We start from the raw sequence: 16,992 nt of genomic DNA, 5'->3' as shown, positions 1-16,992 counted from the left end.
TTCAGGATATCTGGGAAAAGGGAATGTGAAAATTTATTGTTCGGATCATCACGTTTTTTTTGAGAAACATAGCGTTGATGATTGGCCGGTCGTGTCGATTCAACAGCTTATTGTAGATTTAATGAGAGAGGGTGCTGAGTGCGGGGAGGCAGGGGAACGCCTCATGAAAATGATGTATCATGCCTGAGCAATTGTACGACAGAGTTGAATACGAATCAGCTCTCACGGCACTCAAGGAGATAGTAACCCAACTCCCTGAACCTTTTGTACTCATTGGTGGTTGGGGCGTTTACGTAACGGTAAATGAATCGTTCGCAGATGAACATGGAGCTCCCTATTTAGGATCACGGGATATCGACGTATGTTTTCAGGTGGATCCCGACTGCAGTGAGTCTGAATTACGAACGTGTACCTTTTCTCAGGCACTAACGGTTATTCAAAGCATCGGGTATTCCCCGGATGGTTCTTTTCGCTATTGTAAGATCATAAAAAAAGATACCGGGGAGGTAGTTACCAAAGAAGTCGCCCGAAATATAGGAATGTACGATTTATTTTATTTGTACATCGATGTGATGGTCGATAATATTCATCCGAAACAAAAAGACGTTTTTGGCTTTCATGTTCTGGATGAACCCGTAATCAGGAGAGTATTCAGCGAAAGTACTGGGGTAACCGTTGTTTTGAACGGAGTTGAATTGCTGATACCGCCTCCGGTGATGTTGTTAGTTACGAAACTTGTATCGATCCAGAATCGGACAAAGGACGACAAACTGACAAAGGATGCCTGTGATATCTATGCGATTCTCTGGTATTCGTCAATATCGTATAAGAAAATCCTGGAAGAGATTCATCGTCAATACCCGCAGGAATGCAGAGCGGGTTTCGATGCGATTACGGATGATGTCTCGAAAAAAGCTGCTCGTCATTTAGGGATTGATGTAGAGACATATCGTGGTGTAATCCGAGGTCTTATTGAGAATCTGTAAAGAAATAAGGCAGATCGCGATCACCGAGCGCAGCAGCAGGTAATTTCCCGGAAATTCCCCGAGAACGTTGTGTTGTGCATCAGAATCATACAAGTGTGAGACACAAGACTTCTCAGACCGTATCTGGGCAATTTGCAGAATAGAATTTGTAATGAGTTTGGAGCCGGTCGCGGAGCGGGGCGAACACAAGCGAAGTCGTGCGATGCGGGCGACGATCTGCGGTTGTAGGCCAGGCCGGTGACACTCGGTGACTTACTCGCGCGACGCACGTGGGGCTCGGACTCGTCGCGTTTACGTGTCTCGTTACCTTCGCACCCCATCGCGGCCCTCTGCTCGGACAAGAGTGTGTCTAGGCGCCCGCTCCTTTCGCTTCACAATTCATTCAACCGAATCCGGTTTCGTATCCGGATCCCGGTAAGTGCGTAGCGCAAAACCCGACGAGGCGTTTTCTCGCGTCTTGCATCGCATCGTTTCCGCGGCCCGGAAAAATTCTGTGGACGAGTTCTCTCATTTCGAAGTTGTTTTGTTCATTTCTCCGGTTGCGTACATCAGATCATTTTTCCTCGCTGCCCGCCATGGGAACTCCTGTCAGATATGCTAGTTACCCTCACCTGGGGGTATAAGGGACAATCCCCCAACCCTCCGATCTGAGATACGCCAATCCGGGCCCGAATTGTGCCCGGATTGCCATTTCCCGGATCCAAACGGAGCCCGTATCGGGCTTCTTTTAAAAACAAGCCCAAATCAGCCTTATTTTTGCAAACGGGCAAAATAAAATGTTCTTATAAACGCGTTTTTTGGCGGGATCCTGCAACCGGATTGGGTTTTATCGTTCCCGGAAAAAGATGCCGTAAAAATGCGGTTACAAGCCGTTTAAAAGCATTATATGGAGGGCAATTTGGGCATATTTTGGCAAATAAATCGATTTATTGGCGTCATTTCCACGCGAACTGAAGCGGACAATTTTACGGGCGTATTTTCGGGAGATATCAGGATTTTTCCCGGTTCGCCCGCTTTTTCTTTGCACTCTTGCCCGGGTCCTGCATCAGGGTCTCTTTCAGGATTCTCCGGATCCCTCTCTTTAACACCGGCAAATCCTGCCGTATGGTTTCATACACCGCTTCGTAGTCCACGCCAAAATAGTGGTGGATGAGTTTGTCACGCATGCCGGCCGTTGCTTTCCAGGGAATATCCGGGGCGTCTTTCGAGCAATTGCGGCGAGACATTCTTTGCAGCCTCGCCAATAATGGAGAGCATTCTTTCGATTCCCGCACGTTCGAGCGGATGATCTTTGAGTTCTTCAGCAGAAGAGATGGTTTTTCTAAAATTTTTCGATAGGGGAAATTGCATCAAGGATATGATGGAGGTACGCCGGATCTTCCGGCTTCATCCATAGATCACCACTTCATCGCGGTGGATTGAGGAGGAAAGATACGGGCTGACCGATTTTTCCGTAACAAGATCAACTGGTACCTTGACGGCTTTTGCTATTTCATCCTCGATCTGGACCAGCTGGATAAGGCTTTTTGGCCGGGCAAACCGGACAAGGATGTCGATATCGCTTTTTTTGCCGGCCTCTCCCCGGGCATCGGAACCAAAGATGAAGATCCGCTCAGCATCGTACTTTTTGAGTATCGTAACGATGCGATTCCGGATTTCTTTTTTGATCCTGCGTGCCGCCATACCCTGACCCCCTTCCTTTCGTTTTTGTAATTGATTAGTAATATTGCCGGCCCTTCATCAGTCTTTTGCCGGGCCCATGTAATCTGCTGACAGGCCACCCCCACCCCTCCCCATGATCGGTCGCCCCGACCTCAAAAAAACCGGGCACCCCCCTCCCCCCTACCCCCCGCACCGCAAAAAAATCGATCGGACCGATCAATTTGAAAATCGGTCGGGGCGACCCCTCATGTTCCAGTTTTCCGGCCTGTGTTTCCCCTGGACTTTCAGACGAGACGGGGTGGTCAGTCCGATCGTTTTTTTAAACCGGTCGGTCCGGCCAATTTCAGAAATGATCGGGGCGACCCTTCACGCACGCGGATGAGAGGTAGCCCCCCTCCCCCCTACCCTCCACACCACAAAAAAATTGATCGGACCGATCAATGTCAAAATCGGTCGGAGCGACCCGGTTTCCGGCTCTTTTCAAAAAAGATCTATTGGGTTGCCGGGCACTTCCAAAAGAGATTGAGTCACGAGCCAGGAATTATCGGAAAACCACAGATCCACCATCAGGGACACTCAAGATACCCGTCTCTTGCCCAGCGAGGGCCCGATGAGGCGCCCGAGCGACCCCCGAAGGGGGTGGGTTCACTCGTTAATATCTGAAAAATGATTACGGCCGTATCGTATCCAAATCGGGTATCCGTTATTTCCTCTTCTGTTTCCGTCCAAATACCACAACCTGCCGGATCGCATCCGCCACAAACCGGGCCACCTCATCCTTATCGAGCATGGCATCCACAATCACAAACCGGTCCGGTTCCGCCCGGGCAAATTCCAGGTACCGGTTCTGCACTTTCTCCAGCACCTCGCGCCGCTCGAAGTGCTCCCTGCCGCTCTTTGTCGAAAGACGGGTGAGTGCATCATCAACCGGGATCACGAGCAGGATCGTCTTGTCCGGGACAATCGACCACCCGTTGTGCATCGCCCGCAGCCATTTCTCCGGTTCGGGGATTATCCCGTCAAGCGTGACCGACTGGTAGGCAAATCTGCTGTCCGAGTACCGGTCGGAGATAACGAGTTTTCCTGCCGCAAGCGCCGGGCGCACTACGGTAGTGAGGTGAGCGGCGTGATCGGCGACAAAGAGCGTGGCTTCCGTGATGGGATCGATCTGTTCGGCAATTGCCCGACGGACTGACCGGCCCTGCCCTCCCGGGCGTATTATTGTACTTTTAAGACTTATTGTTGTAAGGGGTTGTAGTCACCACTACCCGGGGAAAAAAAGTTATTCGATCTTTGCTGCAGCAATGGCTGCCACCTTCTTGAGGTTCTCGTAATCCGCAGGAGTCGCATTGCACCACAACTCCTCGTACACATCGTACTTGGAAAACGCAATCATGTTCATGATTTCTGGATCATCCTTGTCGGCAATACTCACGGCCCGGCTCGTATCCCCGATGCCCGGGGAGGCGAGCTCCAAAAACGTAGTATTCCGGTTCCTTTCATCCTGCGCATCATAAATCACCAGCCCGTCCACCTGCAAGGATACCACCCGCGAGGCATTCTCTACAGGGAATTGATAAACATAGTGCCAGATGGCCGGGTGGGCAGAAGAGCCGGATTCGTTCTTCTGGAAGAGGACGGCGTACCCTTTCTTCCACCCCGCGTTGTGCATCCAGGACTGCACCTTCGATGCATTCCGCTCCCCGGACGTTACGAGCGTATAATTCCCGGGAAGATCGGAGATCTGCAAAACCATCTGTTCGGGTTCGAGGGTTGCGTGAGTCTTTGCCGGCGCCTGCGGTGAGGAGGGGACGGACGCTGCTGTCCCTGCCGGCGCAACCTGGGAAGAACATCCGGCAACGCATGCAAGGAAGATAAGAACAGTCACAACAGATGCGGTCATCGGCAAAGGGGGCAGTTTCATAGGATGAAGTGGTCTGTTGCGGACAATCTATTAATCTTCGGATTTGTTCCATGAAATTCTGTGCATCAAAACCGGAGTCCAAGAAAAACTCGTACGGTTCATGATCTGCCTCGCAATCCCCGGCACCATCGTTGCGCTGGCAGCATATCTCGCTGTGATCCTGCCGGACCAGCGGGCAGCGCCGGGATGGTTCCGCCGCTGAACAATTGCGAAACCGAACATGACTGCCCGTGTATCGTTCCCCCGCCATGACCGGGGCCGGGATATGCCCTACGCTGCCAGGAACGATTGTCCGATCTCCGGTATACGGATGCATATGAATATGCTTATCAGACCTCGTGCCTAACGCCTCCTGATAAGAACCGGATATCCAGGGGATTCCCCGGCTGGCTCAAATCCACAGGGCGAGTTCCCCGTATCCACGGCCGGGTGAACGATATCGACCGCAGGAAAATCGGAATTGTTGTCATCATCGTCGTCCTCATCGCCGCCGGCGCATGGATAGGGTACACCGTCATCCACGCAAACACGCCGGTCCGGATAGGGGTCCTCCTCGATCTGACCGGGGATGTGGATTTCAAAACCCCGCTTGAATGGGCAAAGGACACCATCAACAGCGAGGGCGGGATCAATGGCCGGCAGGTCGAACTCGTGTACAGGGATTCCGCCACCGGCAACATCAGCCAGCAGGCACGGGAATTCCTCAACGACGATTCCATCCGCATCGTTATCGGGCCGGAGAACAGCGACGACGTGTACGCGCTCGCCCCGCTCTTCATTGCAAAAAAGAAAGTCCTCATCAGCCCGACCGCCACATCGGGGGAAATCCTGCGGGCATTCGGGAAGACCGGGTATGTCTGGAGGACCACGCAGGGTGACGCGGCCCAGGTCAAAGTCATCCTCACGGTCCTGAAAGGAAAAAGCGCAAAGAACGTCGCGCTGCTTGTCGTGAACAACACCTACGGCCAGACCTTCTATGACTGGACCGGGTTCTTTGCAACAGAATATGGCATCGACGTCACCTCCCTTCAGCAGTTCGATGAGGGGTCGCCTGAGATCGAGTCCGATGTCGCAGCCGCCCTGAAAACCGACCCGGACTATATTGTTGCTGCCTGCTGGCCGGAAGATGCCGCCACGATCAAGCATGCGATCGACCGGTCCGGCAGCAGGACAAAACTCTTCCTGACCGATGCAGGGGCCCAGCCATCCCTCGTCCAGCTGCTCGGCACATCTGCAGAAGGCCTTGAGGGGACCAACCCTTCCGCCGATCCGGAGTCCGGGTTCACCAAGGCGTACGTGGAAACGTTCGGGCACCGTCCGGATGATTATGCAGCAACCACCTACGATGCCCTCCTGATCGCGGCATTCACCGAGGCACGCCAGGAGCGGGCCCCCTTCGAACCGCTCGGGGAGTCAGTCCGGCAGGTCGTGATTGGCGAGGCAACCGTCACCGGGTGGAATGCCTCGGGAGTCCGCACGGCGCTCCGGGATATCCACAGCGGGCCCATGCCCTGGATCACCGGCGCGAGCGGCGGCCTTGAGTATGACGAGGAACTGGGTGTGGATCCGATCGCTGCATGGTATTCCCACTGGCAGGTGAACAACGGGACATTCCGGACTCTCGCGGTCCTCAACTCGGCGAACCTCACGGCCCCGTATAAGACCGACGGCGAATCCGTGGGAAATACGCGGGCCTCTGCCGGGTTCATGTCCGCATCCCCGGCGTCCCTGGGATCCGGCGGGATTTCGGTAACAAAAACGAATTTCAAAGCGGTGATCGTGGCTCCTTCAAAGGGATGGAGCAACTACCGGCACGAGTCCGATGCCCTGTCCGTCTATACCCTGCTCCGGCAGAACGGGGTCAGCGACGATGACATCCTCCTCATGGTATACGACGATATCCCCACCCTTTCGGAGAATCCCCTGAAAGGCGACGTTCACAATATTCCCAGAGGTCGGAATATCCGGTCGGTTGCCCGGGTGGACTATGACGGCAGGAATGTGACGGCGTCCGTCTTCAGGAACGTCCTGACCGGCACAAAGACCGCGGACACGCCGGTTGTTCTGGAGAGCGATGCCGGCACCGACGTGTTCGTGTACATCGCGAGCCACGGCGCCCCGGGCGAGATCCTCTTCGGGGCATCAAGGTCGGTGCTGACCACGGATGACGTTACCGCTATGACAAATGCCATGGCAGAGAACCACCGGTACCGCCAGATGGCCTTCTTTGTCGATACCTGTTTCGGGGAGAGCATGGCGACAAATATCACGGCGCCGGGGATCCTGTACTTCACCGGGGCAAATAAGAACGAACCCTCGCTCGGTGCGACATATGACATGGACATCAAACAGTGGCTCTCGGACGAATTCACGTCAAGCGTTATTTCAGCGATCCAGGCAAACGGGAACATCACGTTCCGGAATCTCTACCCTGTAACATACGAGAAGGTGACCGGTTCGCATGTCCGCATGATAAATACAGGGAATTTCAGCATTGACACACCGGTACTGAAGTATCTCACACCGTGATTGGGGGGAGCAGAGGGCCTGACGAGGTGCCCGGGCGACCTAAAAAAAGGGGGGTAGGCTCCCTCATTCTGAAAATAGAATTCCATCAGACCTTGGAAGAGCGCGATCCCGGATTATTTCCTCTTCTGTTTCCGTCCATATGCTACAACCTGCCGGATTGCATCCGCCACAAACCGGGCGACCTCGTCTTTATCGAGCATGGCATCCACGATAATGAAACGCGAGGGTTCAGCCCGGGCAAATTCGAGGTACCGGTTCTGGACTTTTTCAAGAATCTCGCGCCGCTCGAAGTGCTCGCGCCCGCTCTTGCCTGCAAGGCGTGCGAGTGCATCGTCAACCGGGATCACGAGCAAGATGGTCTTGTCCGGCACAATCGACCACCCGTTGTGCATCGCCCGGAGCCATCCCTCCGGATCGGGGATTATGCCGGCCAGTGTCACCGACTGGTAGGCAAACCGGCTGTCCGAGTAACGGTCTGATATTACGAGTTTTCCCTGCGCGAGCGCCGGGCGCACCACGGTGGCGAGGTGGGCGGCGTGATCGGCGACAAAGAGCGTTGCCTCAGTAACGGGATCGATCTGCTCGGCAATCGCTCTCCTGACTGATTCCCCCACCCACGTTGCCCCGGGCTCCCGGGTAAAGACCGGGTCGAGATCAGAAAGACTCTCTTTGAGCGCCGCGAGAAGCGTGCTCTTCCCGGTCCCGTCGATACCTTCAATGGTGACTAGCAACAGTATCCCCTCCGTATCCATTCGGCCGGCACTGCACCTTTGTGGAGTGCAGTCGCGATAATGGCGCCGTCAAAGCCGGCGTCCCGGATAATTTCGAGATCCGTAACAGATGCAACCCCTCCGCCATAGAGCAGCCGGCCGTCACAGGCAGACCGCCACGATTCAAGCGTGCCGGCCCCGGCAAGAAGTCCGTTCTCCGTCCCGACAAACCCAAGGTTGAGGAGAATGCACCCTTCAAAATCCAGGTTCCGGGCAGACCTGAGCACGGATTCGGGAGTGGTGCCTGACGGGATCACGAGCCCGTCTTTTACGTCCACGCTCAGGTAGCCGCCATGGTACCGCGAGAGATCGGCCCCGCCCGTCTCGGTGCCAACAATGTTTTTGATGTGCGGCCCGGTAAGGTAATCACCCGGCGAGCGGGTACCCCGGTCGACATAGCAGCATTCCACGAGGCTCGCACAGCGGCGGATGAGTGCATCGTGGGAACCGGTACCTTCGATCCGGTCAAGGTCTGCGATGTAGATATATTTCGGTGCAATGGCCTCGATAAAACCAACCGGTTCAGCCGTAGGGGAAAGCCCCCAGTCGAGCGGTTTGTAAGTATCGCGGAGCCCGGATTTTCCGTGCACGACCATATTGCCCCGCAAATCCATTGCAAGCACCAGTTCCATCGGCAACGTAACCACTATTAGGGTAAAAGATCATTAAACTTTATGCAATTGTTGGTCAGCCCCAGCTCTATTTCCGAGGCTCAGTGTTCCGTTGCTGCCGATATCATTGACGTCAAAAAACCTTCTGAGGGGTCGCTGGGCGCCAATTTTCCATGGGTGATCCGGGAGATCAAAACGTTTGCGAAAAAACCGGTGAGTGCAGCAATAGGGGACTTTCCCTACAAGCCAGGCGGCGCCTCCCTTGCCGCATACGGGGCTGCCTGCGCCGGGGCTGACTATATCAAGATCGGGCTTGCCTTTTCCGGGGAAGGCCATGCCCGCGAAGTGATAGAGGCGGTCACCAAAGCCGTAAAAGATGAGTTTCCCGAAAAATTCGTGGTCATTGCCGGGTATTCCGATTACGAGCGGATGGGCTCCATTTCCCCGTTCGATATCTCACCCCTCGTTGCTGAGTGCGGGGCCGACCTGGCGATGATCGATACCGGTATCAAGGATGGACGGAGCACGTTCTCCTTCATGAACGAGGCAACGCTTGCACGTTTCACTGCACAAAACAAGAACCTTGGTATCGGCACTGCCCTTGCCGGTTCGCTCAGGTTCGACGATATTGATGCCTTAAAACGCATCGATCCGGAAATTATCGGGGTCCGGGGCATGGTCTGCGGGGGCAACCGGAATGCAACCATCCGCGAAGACCTGGTAAAGACAGCAATGGCCATGATCCGGTAACATACCGGATAAAAATAAAAAAAATCCCGTTACCGGGATAATAGAACAGGTGAACTATGTACACAAAAAAACTGAATGTTCCCCTCTCCCTCACATTTGACGATGTGCTGCTTGAACCGCTGGAATCCTGGACCGAGCCTGCTGAAACCGATACCAAAAGCCGGTTCACGAAAAATATCGGGCTAAATATTCCGCTTGTCTCGGCCGCAATGGACACGGTGACCGAATCGGCCATGGCGATCGCGCTTGCCCGCGAAGGTGGGATCGGCGTGATCCACCGTAACATGACCGCCGAACACGAGCTCCAGGAAGTCACCTTTGTCAAGCAGGCCGAGGAACTTATCGAGCGTGACGTCCTGTATGTTGAAGACACCGCGACCGTTTCCGATGCCGAAAAACTGATGAACCAGTACAGCATCGGAGGTGTGCCGGTCGTCGGGAATTCTAAGATCATCGGGATCGTCTCCCGGCGTGACGTGCGGGCGATTGTCTCCCGGCGCGGCGAGGAGAGCATTAAGTCGATCATGACAAAAAAGCCGATCACGGCTGCTGAGGATATTACTCCCGAGAAGGCTCTTGAGGTCATGTACACGAACAAGGTCGAGCGCCTGCCGGTGAGCGACAAAAAAGGCAGACTGATCGGGATCATCACGATGCAGGACATTCTCGAAAAACGCCAGTACCCGCGTGCGACCCGGGACAAAAAGGGCAATCTCCAGGTGGCAGCGGCGGTCGGGCCGTTCGACTTCACCCGGGCGACCCTCCTTGACGAGCGTGGCGTGGATGCCCTTGTCGTCGACTGCGCCCACAGCCACAACATGAAGGTGGTAGCAGCAGTCAAGGAGATCAAGGGGAGTGTAAAAGCTGATGTGATCGCCGGCAACATCGCGACCGCGAAAGCCGCAGAGGAGCTTGTCAACGCAAACGTTGATGGTATCAAGGTTGGTATCGGCCCGGGCTCGATATGCACGACCCGGATTGTCGCAGGCACGGGTGTCCCGCAGATTACCGCAATTGCGCAGGTCGCTGATATCGCGTCAAATGCAGACGTACCGATCATCGCTGACGGCGGCGTCCGATATTCGGGGGATATTGCAAAGGCGATCGCTGCCGGTGCGGATACCGTGATGATGGGGAGCATGTTTGCCGGTACCGATGAGGCTCCGGGCAAGGTGATCACGATTAAGGGCCGGCGCTACAAGCAGTACCGGGGCATGGGCTCCTTAGGCGTCATGAGCTCGGGCCAGTCCAGCGACCGGTACTTCCAGAAGAAGGGGATCGGGGCGACAAAGTTCGTGCCCGAAGGTGTGGAAGGCGTTACCCCGTACGTCGGGCACGTGGGCGAGGTAATCTACCAGCTCGTGGGCGGTCTCAAGTCAGCGATGGGCTACACGGGTTCTGCCACGATTGCGGATATGCACAAGAAGGCCCGGTTTGTCAGGATCACAAACGCCGGCATGACCGAGAGCCACCCGCACAATATCCTGATAACAGACGAAGCGCCGAACTACCGGCTCTTCGAATAATTTTTTTTGTTTCCTTTTTTACTCGCATGGCCTGCCGCCATGCAATGCATAAAATAGATGTATCGGGATATTACCGTGCATACACTCCATGTGGAGTTGATTGTCATGGCAAACGACAAACTGTATACTCTTCCCAAACTGCCGTACGATTATGCGGCGCTCGAACCGTACATCTCAAAGGAACAACTCACCCTGCACCACACAAAACACCACCAGGCGTACGTGACGGGTGCGAATGCCATCTTTGAGAAACTGGATAAGGCACGGAAAGACAAAGCCGATCTCGACATCAAGGCGACATTAAAGGAACTGTCATTCCATGTCGGGGGTTACAAACTCCACAACACGTTCTGGGAGAACCTTGCCCCGGCCGGTAAAGGCGGTGGCGGGTTGCCCAAAGGCGAACTTGCAAAAGCGATCGATGAGGAGTTCGGATCGTTTGAGCGGTTCAAAAAAGAGTTCACGCTAGGAGCTTCCAGTGTCGAGGGCTCCGGCTGGGCGGTTCTTTCTGCGAGCACAACGACGCACCGGCTCCTTATCAACCAGATTGAGAAGCACAACGTAAATGTCTACCCGGGATTCCGGGTCCTGCTTGTTCTCGATGTATGGGAGCATGCGTACTACGTGGACTACAAGAATGACCGGGCAAAGTATATCGAGGCGTTCTGGAATCTCGTGAACTGGGATGCGGTAAACAAGCAGTTCATCACGCATCTGAAAAAATAAACGAGTCCTTCACATCTCTTTTTTTATAAGTCCGGCCGTTTCTGCCGGTAAAAAAACAAAAAAGGAATTTTTACGGGACGCAATTTATACAACAAGCTGTTTTGCCCGGAACCGGTTCCGGACCTTGTCGGAGAAGTATTTCCCGACAGCGCTTGAACTTATGAGATCTGCATAGACTTTGGAAGGAACACCCGAGTACTGGTAAACAAGTCCTGAGTGAAATTCGATCTCCAGGTTTTTCATTGCATCATCATATCCCACGGAGCGCAGGATGCAGGACTTAACGGACTGTCTTTCCAAAAATATCACCATTATTGTATTAGTGCGCTGGAGGGTTAATAGTTTTTATAAAATAAAAAATATCCAAATGGCGGGATCCTTCATCTTGTTCCGGGTTGCCATGACGGTTGGGTTTGCACGTAGGAGGTGTCGCCCCTTTTAGTGGCAGGTGCCCCTACTTTCGGACCTTCTGGACAAAATCGCGAAACGCGGTTGTCACATGTACATGCGATTATCACATGTACATCCAATTATCGCATGTACATGTGACAAAAATCAGCGGGATCACGCCGGACGATCCGGGTCGGGGGGGTAGGGGTACCCCTTCACGTAAAAAGGCGGGGGCGGCTAGAATTTTTGCGGGACTTCATGCGACCCCTTAGGGGGTACCCTCTTGGTATGTGGGGTCTAAAATGACATCCCTTTACAAAGAGCGTGGGGAAGGGCAGCTCTTAAAAAAAAGAAAACATTGTAGGAATTCTGACAGAGTGTGAGACCAAGGTCTGATACTTTTTTACTGCGTTATCGTACCCGGTTCGTTCTGGTGTGAAACGAGGGAAATTCGCCATCCTCTTCGATCTTGCCTAAGAAGAAATCGTTATATGAATGCCAGTCTCTTGTACTAGTAAGATTACGGAGAAACCGAGGAATTTTAATGAAGAGAAATATTCAGATTGAAGCGTTGAATCAGATCCCCCTGGAAAAACAGCGGATTGAACTTGTTGAGCGCAAATGCCTCGGTCATCCCGACAGCATTGCAGATGGGATTGCGGAGTCGATCTCCCAGGCACTCTGCAAGGAGTACCTTGAAGAGTTCGGCGTCGTTCTGCACCACAACACCGATCAGGGCGAAGTCGTTGCCGGTGAGTCATGCCCGAAATTCGGCGGCGGGAAGATGATCCGGCCGATCTATGTTTTAATCGATGGCCGGGCGACAAAGCAGTTCAATGGCGTCACGGTCCCGACAGATGTAGTCGCGATTGAAGCGGCGCACAAGTACCTCCATAAGATCCTTCCCGAACTTAACCTGACCCGGGATGTTATGATCGACAGCCGGCTCGGCACGGGTTCAACCGATCTGCGTGACGTCTTCAAGCCCCGGCAGGGCAAAGTCCCCCGTTCCAACGATACCTCGTTTGGTGTCGGGCACGCACCGTTCTCCGATGTAGAGAATATCATCAGGAATTCGTCAAATTATATCGACACAAAACTCCGCAAGAAGTATCCCGCCATCGGGCAGGACATCAAGATCATGGGCCTGCGTGACGGGAACACGATCACGCTCACCATCGCCTGCGCCATTGTCGACAAGTATTGTGCGGACATAAAAGAATACCAGGACTACATGGCCCTTCTGGCCGACGAGATCGGAAAGGTCGCAAAGAAGAGCACGAAGCGCAAGATCGTGGTCAACGTCAACACCGCCGACGACATCAAGAACAAGAGTGTTTTCCTGACCGTTACCGGCACATCGGCCGAGATGGGCGACGACGGTTCGGTCGGCCGGGGCAACCGGTGCAACGGGCTTATCACCCCCAACCGCCCGATGAGCATGGAAGCGACAAGCGGCAAGAACCCGATCAACCACATCGGCAAGATCTACAACCTCCTCTCGACCCAGATCGCGCAGGAGTCGGTGAAGAAGGTTGACGGCATCGAGGAGATGTACGTCCGCCTGCTCTCCCAGATAGGTAAACCAATCGATCTCCCGCTTGTGGCAAGCGTCCAGGTACTGCCAAAGAAGGGCGTCGCCTTAAAGGATATTAACGGCGAGATCCAGGCAATCGTCGATGACAACCTGGCACACGTGACAAGCATCACCGAGAAGGTAATCCGTGGCGAACTCAAGACCTTCTAAAAAGAGATCAGGCGATAAAAAAACACCAGCCCCGGCACCGGCCGGGCTTTCTCCTTTTTCCGGCATGATCCGGCTTGCTATCCCCAACAAGGGGAGGATCGCAGCGCCGATCATGGACCTGATGGAGAAGAGCGGGCTCCACCTGCCGGATGTTGCCGAGCGCCAGCTCATTGCCCGCACGCTTGACCCCCACGTGGAGATCCTCTTTGCCAGGCCCATTGATATCCCTGAATACGTGGCAACCGGCGCAGCAGATCTTGGCATCACCGGCCATGATATGGTAGTCGAGCGAGGATCGGAGGTTGAGGAACTTCTCGATCTGCAGATCGGGAAAGCAAAACTTGTGCTTGCCGTCCGCGACGATGCTGAGATCTCCTCAGTCCACGATCTCAAAGGGGCAAAGATCGCAACCGAGTTCCCGACCATCACGAAGCAGTATTTTGCAAAACGGCACGTGCCGGTCACGATTGTCCTTGTCGGCGGGGCCTGCGAGGCAACACCGCACCTCGGGATCGCCGATGCGATTGTCGATCTTTCGAGTTCAGGCAATACCTTGAAGACCAACCGGCTCCGGGTGCTCGACGAGGTGCTCGTAACCTCGACCATTCTTATCGCAAACCGCCGGTCGCTTGAGACCAAACGGGAAAAGATCGACGAGATCCACCTGGCCCTCGAAAGCGTGATACGGGCACGCGGGCAGTGTTACCTGATGATGAACGTGAAACGGGTGTCGCTTGAGAAGGTAAAAAGCGTGTTGCCCGGCCTCTCGGGCCCGACCGTTATGGATGTCGCGTCAACCGAGGATATGGTCGCTGTTCACGCGGTCGTGAACGAAGAACGGGTCTATGCACTGATCAACTCCCTGAAACGGGCGGGTGCACGGGACATCCTCGTTATGTCCATCGAGCGGATGATCCGCTGATCATCATGAGAATTTTTCCCGCCGTAGACATTCTCGGGGGCAGGTGTGTCCAGCTCGTGCAGGGAAAACGGGAGAGCGCAACCGCGTATGGCGACCCGCTCTCCTGTGCCCACCGCTGGCTCAATGCCGGGGCCGATGCGCTGCACGTGGTCAACCTTGACGGTGCTTTTGGGGAGTCGGCAAAGAACGCCGAACTGATCCGGGCGCTCGTGAAAGACACCGGAGTCGAGATCGAGCTCGGCGGCGGTATCCGGTCCGTGGAGGACGGGGGCCGCTGGCTCGAAACCGGGGTCACCCGGATTATCCTGTCCACGCTTGCCATCCAGCAGCCGGAGAGCATCCGCACCCTTGCACAGGAATTTGGCAGCGAACGGGTGATGGCAGGGGTTGATGCCCGGGGCGGACTGGTTGCGATCCACGGCTGGCAGGAGACCGCCGGCGATTATATCGGCTGGGCAAAGACCTTCGAACAGCTCGGCGCCGGTTTTCTGCTCTACACGAACGTGGATGTTGAGGGACTGCAGAAAGGCATTGCAGCCGGCCCGGTCCGTCAGCTCATCGGGAACGTTCGCATCCCGGTGGTGGTCGCCGGTGGTGTGTCCGGCCGTGCGGATGTCGCAACCCTGCGGGAGGCCGGGGCATACGGAGCGGTGCTCGGCTCGGCGCTGTACAGCGGTAAGATTAACCTTTCAGAGGCACTAGAGGAATCTGGATGAGAAAAGTTACGATTGCACGGGAGACTAAAGAAACAAAGATTGCACTTACGTTCAATCCCGACGGGACCGGGAAGGTGTCGGTGGAGACCGGAGTACCGTTCTTCGACCACATGCTCACCGGGATGGCAAAGCACGGCGGCTTCGATCTTACCTGCCGGGCAAAAGGCGATCTTGGCGTCGACTGCCACCATACGATCGAGGATGTGGGGATCGTGATCGGCGATGCGGTGAAGCAGTCAATCGGGGACGGCCGGGGCATCAGGCGCTTTGCCCATGCAATCATCCCGATGGACGAGTCCCTTTCGCAGGTGGCACTCGACTGCGGCGGCCGGGGGTATCTGGTCTACACCGGGACCTTCGGCAATAAGACGCTTGGGAACATCCCGTCCGATCTTTTCGAGCATTTCTTCTATTCTCTCTGCATGCATGCCGGCATCACGGCCCACATTACCTTCTCTGGCAGAAACGATCACCACCAGTGCGAGGCGGCGTTCAAGGCGTTCGGGATTGCCCTTGGCAATGCGATGGCAAAGAGCGGAATAACAAAAGGCATCCCGAGCACAAAGGGGACATTCTGACCGGTCTGATGTGCATCGATCATCCCGGACATCATTTTGTGTGCGGACAGATCTGCCATTCTTCTTTATAACCGACCATCGGGGGCATCTTGGCCCTTTGCAGACAGTATATCGATGAAGCCATCCCAAAAACCCGTCACCATCACATGACCCACAGGATCGCACGTCAATCAGGGTAATAATTTCGATTCTATTTTACGTGAAGCCCGTGGAGTTATGCAAACAGTCACTCCATTCCCGGTTATTTCCAAACACATATCAGAATCCGAAAACGATGTACCAGTACCCATGAGCGATGCCGGCCGGTACCCCGAGATTGATCTGCTCCGGGGTATCGCCATCGTGATGATGATCGTTTTCCATACGGTCTTTGACCTGACCTTCTTCCAAATTGTGCCGTTCGATGTTGCGGATGGCCCCTGGAGGTATTTCGCGTATGCCACTGCCTCGCTCTTCCTGCTTGTCGCCGGTATTTCGCTTGCGATCAGTCATGCCAGGACAGCATCGTATCTTCACGGGAGAGCGCTCGCACAAAAATTCCTGCTGCGGGGCGCCGGGATCTTCTGCTGCGGGCTTCTCGTGACCATCGCGACGTGGTGGTACCTGCAGGAGGGATTTGTCATCTTCGGAATCCTCCACCTGATCGGGGTCGCGGTCATGCTATCACCGCTCTTTTTCCGGTTCCGTTACTGGAACGCAGTGATCGGAATCGTTTTTATTGTTCTGGGATGGATCCTTGCGACCGTTCCCGGCCCGGCGGGACTTCTGGTCTTTGGCATCCACCCGCTCACGTTCTGGAGCGTCGACTATACGCCGATTTTTCCATGGATGGGCCTCGTGCTGATCGGAATGGCAGCCGGGGAATTTGCCTATCCCGGGGGAGAACGGAGATGGGCACTGACGGGACTTCCCTTAAACGCGATCGTACCGCTCACCTTTCTTGGCCGGCACTCTCTCGTGATCTACCTGGTGCACCAGCCGTTGATCCTCCTGGTGCTGTCATTGGCGACAGGCGCACCGGTCGTCTGAGAAACCATGCGGAATACCGTACTTGCAGGGATCGCACATGAGCAGATCCTGAACAGTTTTTACAAAATTATTGCTATTTTTTTTAATTTTGTTTGAAAACCGATCGAAAATTTCCAAAAAATTCAA

At 54.7% G+C, this 16,992-nt stretch carries 19 protein-coding genes; 11 read left to right on the top strand and 8 right to left on the bottom strand.

The genetic code is table 11. The features are described from left to right. Together WCX19_RS07870 and WCX19_RS07865 are read left to right on the top strand one after the other, a co-directional pair. Positions 1–187: hypothetical protein (locus tag WCX19_RS07870; protein WP_373006860.1), on the top strand; the 187-nt coding region annotated here is incomplete at its 5' end. Beyond that, on the top strand, positions 180–986 hold the full coding sequence (locus tag WCX19_RS07865) for a hypothetical protein (protein ID WP_373006858.1): 807 nt from the start codon (positions 180–182) through the stop codon (positions 984–986). The genes WCX19_RS07870 and WCX19_RS07865, both read left to right, overlap by 8 nt. A gap of 989 nt (positions 987–1,975) precedes the next feature. Here WCX19_RS07865 and WCX19_RS07860 read toward each other — a convergent pair. The 5 genes from WCX19_RS07860 to WCX19_RS07840 all read right to left on the bottom strand — a co-directional run bounded on the left by WCX19_RS07860 (position 1,976) and on the right by WCX19_RS07840 (position 4,551). Next, a complete protein-coding gene (locus tag WCX19_RS07860) occupies positions 1,976–2,212 on the bottom strand; it encodes a DUF86 domain-containing protein (protein WP_373006856.1) in 237 nt (78 codons plus the stop codon). Continuing rightward, complete coding sequence (locus WCX19_RS07855; RefSeq protein WP_373006874.1) at positions 2,145–2,336, bottom strand: HepT-like ribonuclease domain-containing protein; 192 nt, start codon at positions 2,334–2,336, stop codon at positions 2,145–2,147. Before WCX19_RS07855 ends, WCX19_RS07860 begins: the two co-directional genes overlap by 68 nt. Positions 2,337–2,372: 36 nt before the next feature. Then, positions 2,373–2,669 (bottom strand): nucleotidyltransferase family protein, encoded by a 297-nt coding sequence (locus WCX19_RS07850; RefSeq protein ID WP_373006854.1) that lies wholly within the window; start codon positions 2,667–2,669, stop codon positions 2,373–2,375. Between the two features lie 682 nt (positions 2,670–3,351). Continuing rightward, on the bottom strand, positions 3,352–3,867 hold the full coding sequence (gene tmk / locus WCX19_RS07845) for a dTMP kinase (RefSeq protein WP_373006872.1): 516 nt from the start codon (positions 3,865–3,867) through the stop codon (positions 3,352–3,354). Positions 3,868–3,930: 63 nt separating this feature from the next. Further along, a complete protein-coding gene (locus tag WCX19_RS07840; protein ID WP_373006852.1) occupies positions 3,931–4,551 on the bottom strand; it encodes a hypothetical protein in 621 nt (206 codons plus the stop codon). 450 nt (positions 4,552–5,001) lie between these two features. On the opposite strand from WCX19_RS07840, the gene WCX19_RS07835 reads away from it, so the two are divergent. Then, positions 5,002–7,101 carry a C13 family peptidase gene (locus tag WCX19_RS07835; protein ID WP_373006850.1) on the top strand — a complete coding sequence of 700 codons (2,100 nt, stop codon included), beginning with the start codon at positions 5,002–5,004 and terminating at the stop codon, positions 7,099–7,101. Positions 7,102–7,214: 113 nt separating this feature from the next. Here WCX19_RS07835 and tmk (WCX19_RS07830) read toward each other — a convergent pair whose 3' ends face one another. Both tmk (WCX19_RS07830) and WCX19_RS07825 read right to left on the bottom strand, forming a co-directional pair. Further along, a complete protein-coding gene (gene tmk / locus WCX19_RS07830) occupies positions 7,215–7,832 on the bottom strand; it encodes a dTMP kinase (RefSeq protein WP_373006870.1) in 618 nt (205 codons plus the stop codon). After that, positions 7,826–8,503, bottom strand: coding sequence for a HisA/HisF-related TIM barrel protein (locus tag WCX19_RS07825; protein WP_373006848.1), 678 nt, complete (start codon positions 8,501–8,503; stop codon positions 7,826–7,828). Before WCX19_RS07825 ends, tmk (WCX19_RS07830) begins: the two co-directional genes overlap by 7 nt. Positions 8,504–8,545: 42 nt before the next feature. Here WCX19_RS07825 and WCX19_RS07820 point away from each other — a divergent pair, with 42 nt between their 5' ends. The 3 genes from WCX19_RS07820 to WCX19_RS07810 all read left to right on the top strand — a co-directional run bounded on the left by WCX19_RS07820 (position 8,546) and on the right by WCX19_RS07810 (position 11,484). After that, the gene (locus tag WCX19_RS07820) at positions 8,546–9,232 is read left to right on the top strand and encodes a (5-formylfuran-3-yl)methyl phosphate synthase (RefSeq protein ID WP_373006846.1); all 687 of its coding nucleotides are present in this window, start codon (positions 8,546–8,548) and stop codon (positions 9,230–9,232) included. A 56-nt stretch (positions 9,233–9,288) separates the two neighbouring features. Further along, positions 9,289–10,758: an IMP dehydrogenase gene (gene guaB / locus WCX19_RS07815; protein WP_373006844.1), complete on the top strand. Its 1,470-nt coding sequence runs from the start codon at positions 9,289–9,291 to the stop codon at positions 10,756–10,758. A 105-nt stretch (positions 10,759–10,863) separates the two neighbouring features. Beyond that, entirely contained in the window at positions 10,864–11,484 is a 621-nt protein-coding gene (locus tag WCX19_RS07810; RefSeq protein ID WP_373006842.1) for a superoxide dismutase, read from the top strand. Positions 11,485–11,568: 84 nt separating this feature from the next. Here the strand turns inward: WCX19_RS07810 and WCX19_RS07805 are convergent, their stop codons facing one another. Further along, complete coding sequence (locus tag WCX19_RS07805) at positions 11,569–11,784, bottom strand: KTSC domain-containing protein (protein WP_373006840.1); 216 nt, start codon at positions 11,782–11,784, stop codon at positions 11,569–11,571. A gap of 634 nt (positions 11,785–12,418) precedes the next feature. Here WCX19_RS07805 and WCX19_RS07800 point away from each other — a divergent pair. The 5 genes from WCX19_RS07800 (at position 12,419) to WCX19_RS07780 (ending at position 16,866) form a co-directional block, all read left to right on the top strand. Then, positions 12,419–13,621 (top strand): methionine adenosyltransferase, encoded by a 1,203-nt coding sequence (locus WCX19_RS07800; RefSeq protein WP_373006838.1) that lies wholly within the window; start codon positions 12,419–12,421, stop codon positions 13,619–13,621. A gap of 64 nt (positions 13,622–13,685) precedes the next feature. Continuing rightward, positions 13,686–14,543: an ATP phosphoribosyltransferase gene (hisG, locus tag WCX19_RS07795; RefSeq protein WP_373006836.1), complete on the top strand. Its 858-nt coding sequence runs from the start codon at positions 13,686–13,688 to the stop codon at positions 14,541–14,543. Positions 14,544–14,548: 5 nt separating this feature from the next. Then, positions 14,549–15,259, top strand: a complete 711-nt coding sequence (gene hisA / locus WCX19_RS07790; protein ID WP_373006834.1) for a 1-(5-phosphoribosyl)-5-[(5-phosphoribosylamino)methylideneamino]imidazole-4-carboxamide isomerase — start codon at positions 14,549–14,551, stop codon at positions 15,257–15,259. Beyond that, positions 15,256–15,837, top strand: coding sequence for an imidazoleglycerol-phosphate dehydratase HisB (gene hisB / locus WCX19_RS07785; protein ID WP_373006832.1), 582 nt, complete (start codon positions 15,256–15,258; stop codon positions 15,835–15,837). The genes hisA and hisB overlap by 4 nt, the downstream gene beginning before the upstream one ends. A gap of 288 nt (positions 15,838–16,125) precedes the next feature. Further along, positions 16,126–16,866: a heparan-alpha-glucosaminide N-acetyltransferase gene (locus tag WCX19_RS07780; protein ID WP_373006830.1), complete on the top strand. Its 741-nt coding sequence runs from the start codon at positions 16,126–16,128 to the stop codon at positions 16,864–16,866. Positions 16,867–16,992 lie beyond the last annotated feature (126 nt).

It is taken from the genome of Methanoregula sp. (genome assembly GCF_041663825.1).
GTDB lineage: Archaea > Halobacteriota > Methanomicrobia > Methanomicrobiales > Methanospirillaceae > Methanoregula.
The sequence above is the reverse complement of the archived record's forward strand: the minus strand, read 5'-3'. Positions and strand labels throughout refer to the sequence as shown.